Origin of the sequence: Dulcicalothrix desertica PCC 7102 (assembly GCF_003991905.1) — a bacterium.
GTDB classification, from domain to species: domain Bacteria; phylum Cyanobacteriota; class Cyanobacteriia; order Cyanobacteriales; family Nostocaceae; genus Dulcicalothrix; species Dulcicalothrix desertica.
In genome coordinates this window covers 373,601-376,909 of the sequence record NZ_RSCL01000005.1, presented here as the reverse complement: position 1 = coordinate 376,909, position 3,309 = coordinate 373,601, and the positions used below count along the sequence as shown (strand labels likewise).

The 3,309-nt window shown below is 33.8% G+C and carries 9 protein-coding genes; 1 reads left to right on the top strand and 8 read right to left on the bottom strand.

All coding sequences use genetic code 11. The annotated features are described in order from the left end of the window. Positions 1 to 103 precede the first annotated feature (103 nt). Entirely contained in the window at positions 104 to 262 is a 159-nt protein-coding gene (locus DSM106972_RS51360; protein WP_158632815.1) for a hypothetical protein, read from the bottom strand. Between the two features lie 116 nt (positions 263 to 378). Between DSM106972_RS51360 and DSM106972_RS13085 the strand changes: the two genes are divergently transcribed. Next, positions 379 to 915, top strand: a complete 537-nt coding sequence (locus DSM106972_RS13085; RefSeq protein WP_127081118.1) for a hypothetical protein — start codon at positions 379 to 381, stop codon at positions 913 to 915. Between the two features lie 69 nt (positions 916 to 984). Here the strand turns inward: DSM106972_RS13085 and DSM106972_RS13080 are convergent, their stop codons facing one another. From DSM106972_RS13080 to DSM106972_RS13050, 7 genes are all read right to left on the bottom strand, one after another. Beyond that, positions 985 to 1,284 carry a hypothetical protein gene (locus DSM106972_RS13080; RefSeq protein ID WP_127081117.1) on the bottom strand — a complete coding sequence of 100 codons (300 nt, stop codon included), beginning with the start codon at positions 1,282 to 1,284 and terminating at the stop codon, positions 985 to 987. Continuing rightward, the gene (locus tag DSM106972_RS13075; protein ID WP_127081116.1) at positions 1,281 to 1,577 is read right to left on the bottom strand and encodes a hypothetical protein; all 297 of its coding nucleotides are present in this window, start codon (positions 1,575 to 1,577) and stop codon (positions 1,281 to 1,283) included. The genes DSM106972_RS13080 and DSM106972_RS13075 overlap by 4 nt, the downstream gene beginning before the upstream one ends. Then, positions 1,574 to 1,864 (bottom strand): hypothetical protein, encoded by a 291-nt coding sequence (locus DSM106972_RS13070; RefSeq protein ID WP_127081115.1) that lies wholly within the window; start codon positions 1,862 to 1,864, stop codon positions 1,574 to 1,576. Before DSM106972_RS13070 ends, DSM106972_RS13075 begins: the two co-directional genes overlap by 4 nt. 93 nt (positions 1,865 to 1,957) lie before the next feature. Next, positions 1,958 to 2,293 (bottom strand): hypothetical protein, encoded by a 336-nt coding sequence (locus DSM106972_RS13065; RefSeq protein WP_127081114.1) that lies wholly within the window; start codon positions 2,291 to 2,293, stop codon positions 1,958 to 1,960. After that, positions 2,290 to 2,574: a hypothetical protein gene (locus DSM106972_RS13060; protein ID WP_127081113.1), complete on the bottom strand. Its 285-nt coding sequence runs from the start codon at positions 2,572 to 2,574 to the stop codon at positions 2,290 to 2,292. The genes DSM106972_RS13065 and DSM106972_RS13060 overlap by 4 nt, the downstream gene beginning before the upstream one ends. Next, positions 2,571 to 2,897 carry a hypothetical protein gene (locus DSM106972_RS13055; RefSeq protein ID WP_127081112.1) on the bottom strand — a complete coding sequence of 109 codons (327 nt, stop codon included), beginning with the start codon at positions 2,895 to 2,897 and terminating at the stop codon, positions 2,571 to 2,573. The genes DSM106972_RS13060 and DSM106972_RS13055 overlap by 4 nt, the downstream gene beginning before the upstream one ends. 22 nt (positions 2,898 to 2,919) lie before the next feature. Continuing rightward, on the bottom strand, positions 2,920 to 3,267 hold the full coding sequence (locus DSM106972_RS13050) for a hypothetical protein (protein ID WP_127081111.1): 348 nt from the start codon (positions 3,265 to 3,267) through the stop codon (positions 2,920 to 2,922). Positions 3,268 to 3,309 lie beyond the last annotated feature (42 nt).

The window sequence follows — 3,309 nt, the reverse complement described above, 5'->3', positions numbered from 1 at the left end:
TCATTGATGCCATCAATCATGGCATCTTTTTTTATAACTACCTACTCTATCAAAATACGGCGCCTGAATTTACCAACTTGAACCATGTGGGACTACCAACCTATCACCCTTTTTCTTTCTCTTGACTATTAATTAGCTGCTGTATTAATTCTCGGAGTTTTTCTTGATAGTCAGGAATAGCTTTAAGCGCGCTATGCATCTCAGGTGTTACTCTTACCCCTATGTGTTTTGTTAATGGGTTGTCCTTTTTGGGTAATGGCATTGTGAAGTTTTGTAACGAATGCTTGAATGTATACGTGAACATATACTTACATAAAAGAAGGTAGGGATACAAGTTTGACCGACTCATCCCTACCTACCTATCACGGAAACAGTACCATGACAACTTATATTATGAACGATTTGGAATCGGCAAAGCTAGGGCGTTCGCACTATCTCGCAGCTAACATCCTAGAGTTACAAGTGCTTGCGAAGCTTTACGGTATCAAACCCGCAGGTAACGAGAAGTACAAAGTAAATTGGGTTGATAACCTAGTAGCCTTTATGCCTTACCCAACACGCATCTGGAATCTAGGCTTTATGTCCAATGAGTCAAAGCATTGCCTAGCAGATGTACTTGACGGCGCCGATTTATTCTGTGCTGTTAACACTTTCAACCACCCATCAGTAATTGAAAAAGCAATTATCGGTAGGCTGATTGATATAAATGCTAATTGGATGTCACCTAGAGTATTTAGAATCGAAAGTGATAGCGCACAAGCTTTTTATGACATGTACCGCACTATGACAATGCCCGAAAAACAGTTGCTTGATAAAATTTGGTCAATTTATTTAATCAAAAAATACGCAACAGAGACACATTGGTTACTCGCCAAATACTGGCATGTCGATAAACCTAACGATTCAATCCAATAAATAAAAATAAAAGGAGGTTAACCATACCTCCTTTTTTATTGCTTATTTACACTAGTACTACTGAATTACTTAAAAAGGAATATCGGGGTCATCAGTTAATTCGTCTAAAAACAACTGCCAGTTACCTTGTACACTACGTTCTACCATTTGCATCTCACCTTTATTGATACTTGATAGATAATTGGTTAGCTTGTTAAAAGTGTCATCGGGTAAGTAAAGCTTTACAAGTGACGTGTCTTTGAGCCTAGAAGCTTGAATGCTACCTATTAAGCTTAAAATTGCGTTACCTATCGGTTTATTAATCTGGTGAGTTAGAAGATACTTGCAAAATTTTTCTGCATTATCAATGTTCATGGAACGTTCAATCATTTTGCCCTCCACATAGTAACTTGTCTCATCAATCTATTCCAATTCCCATAAGTTGCTATTGCGGCTATTTGCCCCTCATAATCTGGAATTACCTCAAAAGCTAACTTCAATTCATCATGTTCTTTTTTAGTAAATTCAATTTTAGAGTAATTAGTTTCATCTATTGCGGCATTGTAAGTACCTTGGTCAAACTTATACAAGATTTTTTCAAATCTTTCATGATTGTTTCTACGCTTGATAAATGACCTTAACTTTCTGATGTTTTCATATTCTAGATAAATATATACATTCATTTTGCCACTCCTAACTCACTCAAAACTTTACTCCAATCACCTTGCACTCGTTCACTCACTTCTGCCATTACATTTTTGTCAAAGTTATTTAGTAGCAATAGCAAGTGTTCAAACTGTTCGGTAGTCATGCCAATTACTAATTTATTCCGATTGTAATTTTTGCATTGTGCTACATAATAAGCAAATGACTTTATGTAAATGGCATCTTTATTGTTATTAGCTTTATGTGATATTAGATAATCACAAAACTTGTAAGCATTGCTTAAATCAAAATTTTCTACAATCATTTGAGTTATTCCTAAATGTTTTACTCGTGGCTACTTATTTCTATTGCTGTAATTTAACAACCGCATTATTTAGTTATTACAGCAATCATCTTTTTAAGTTTCCTTTTCCCCTCTAGAGTAAGTGTTATCAACCAACCATTTATTTAAACCTTCGTCTAGTTCATTCAAAAACTTACTCCACTTACCATGTACAATCCGCTCAATGATATGCATGTATGTTGTATCAATGCTTTCAAGAAAATAAATTAATTGTTGAAATTCTTGAAAAAACAAAGGTACTTCAATGTAATTTGATTTTGCATTAGCTGCATTAACTAATTGAGGGATAAAAGCATCAATCAAAGCTATAAACTCGTTATCTGCTTGTTGCATTTCAAGAAAATCTCTAAACCGAATAGCGTTCTGAACGTCAATCTCTAACTTAATCATCCTACTATCTCTCCAGTAATTTCAATCAATTTATTAATGGTTAATTGCTCAAAAAACCTTGTTACATATTTCTTTTTACCTTTGTAATATGCGTATACACCTGTAGTGGTATTAGAGAAGTTTATTTGTTCATTTCTGCAATAAAGAGAAAAGTAACCGTTATATTTCATCAAAAAATTCCATTCATCACTACCAAAATAAATATCAGTGCCAGTTACTTTAGCTTCCTTAGTTTCGATATTTAACTTTAATACAATTGTGCAAACATTCTGGCTTTTCATATTAGTTTCAATTCCCTTAATGTAATTTGTGCCATATCAATAGAAGTCAAACCACGAAAATCATTAATGTTTAACTCTCTCCCTTTGTGCCCTAGCAACACTACACAGAAGTTACCATAAGCAACCTCACCGTTTTTAAAGTTGCACGTCATTTTAGTGGCGTGTTTATTAAATACAACTGCTTGAGTTCCCCAATTTAAGCAGTTAGTTAAAACTTCTAACTCTGCCTCTATACCTAATTGACACGCTGTTTTTATCCATTGGGCATCTAAAAATTGAGGACACGGTACTATTTGAGGTAAGTCTTCTTTTGTTATTCTCACTAAATAACTTCTGTAATACTTTTTATTCATTACTCAGTAATTCCTTTTCAATGTAATCAGCTATTTGATTAAAAGGTAAAAGCTCAATATCATTCATGCGAATCAATTTTCTAACAAACTCAATGTTTAAACCAAAATCTTTTATCATTTCTACCGGGGGAAATTCGTTTTCATAACCCACTATTTTTTCAATTTCATCGTTGTATCGTTTTTTTGTATTTGATATTTTCCATTCTGGATGCACCACAACAGCTACACCCATACAACAATATCCATTACTAGTTTTTAACTGACACGTATCTTTTTTATATTTACCACTACGTAAAGCTTCAACCCATTGTTTAAGTAATACTTTTTGTTGTTCGTTCATGTTTGCTCCCAACCTTTAATAGTTAACTTCCAGCCCAAACTC

Excerpts from the sequence above, each read along its gene's own strand:
- DSM106972_RS51360 (WP_158632815.1), bottom strand. The coding sequence starts at position 262 with ATGCCATTACCCAAAAAGGACAACCCATTAACAAAACACATAGGGGTA.
- DSM106972_RS13085 (WP_127081118.1), top strand. The coding sequence starts at position 379 with ATGACAACTTATATTATGAACGATTTGGAATCGGCAAAGCTAGGGCGT.
- DSM106972_RS13080 (WP_127081117.1), bottom strand. The coding sequence starts at position 1,284 with ATGATTGAACGTTCCATGAACATTGATAATGCAGAAAAATTTTGCAAG.
- DSM106972_RS13075 (WP_127081116.1), bottom strand. The coding sequence starts at position 1,577 with ATGAATGTATATATTTATCTAGAATATGAAAACATCAGAAAGTTAAGG.
- DSM106972_RS13070 (WP_127081115.1), bottom strand. The coding sequence starts at position 1,864 with ATGATTGTAGAAAATTTTGATTTAAGCAATGCTTACAAGTTTTGTGAT.
- DSM106972_RS13065 (WP_127081114.1), bottom strand. The coding sequence starts at position 2,293 with ATGATTAAGTTAGAGATTGACGTTCAGAACGCTATTCGGTTTAGAGAT.
- DSM106972_RS13060 (WP_127081113.1), bottom strand. The coding sequence starts at position 2,574 with ATGAAAAGCCAGAATGTTTGCACAATTGTATTAAAGTTAAATATCGAA.
- DSM106972_RS13050 (WP_127081111.1), bottom strand. The coding sequence starts at position 3,267 with ATGAACGAACAACAAAAAGTATTACTTAAACAATGGGTTGAAGCTTTA.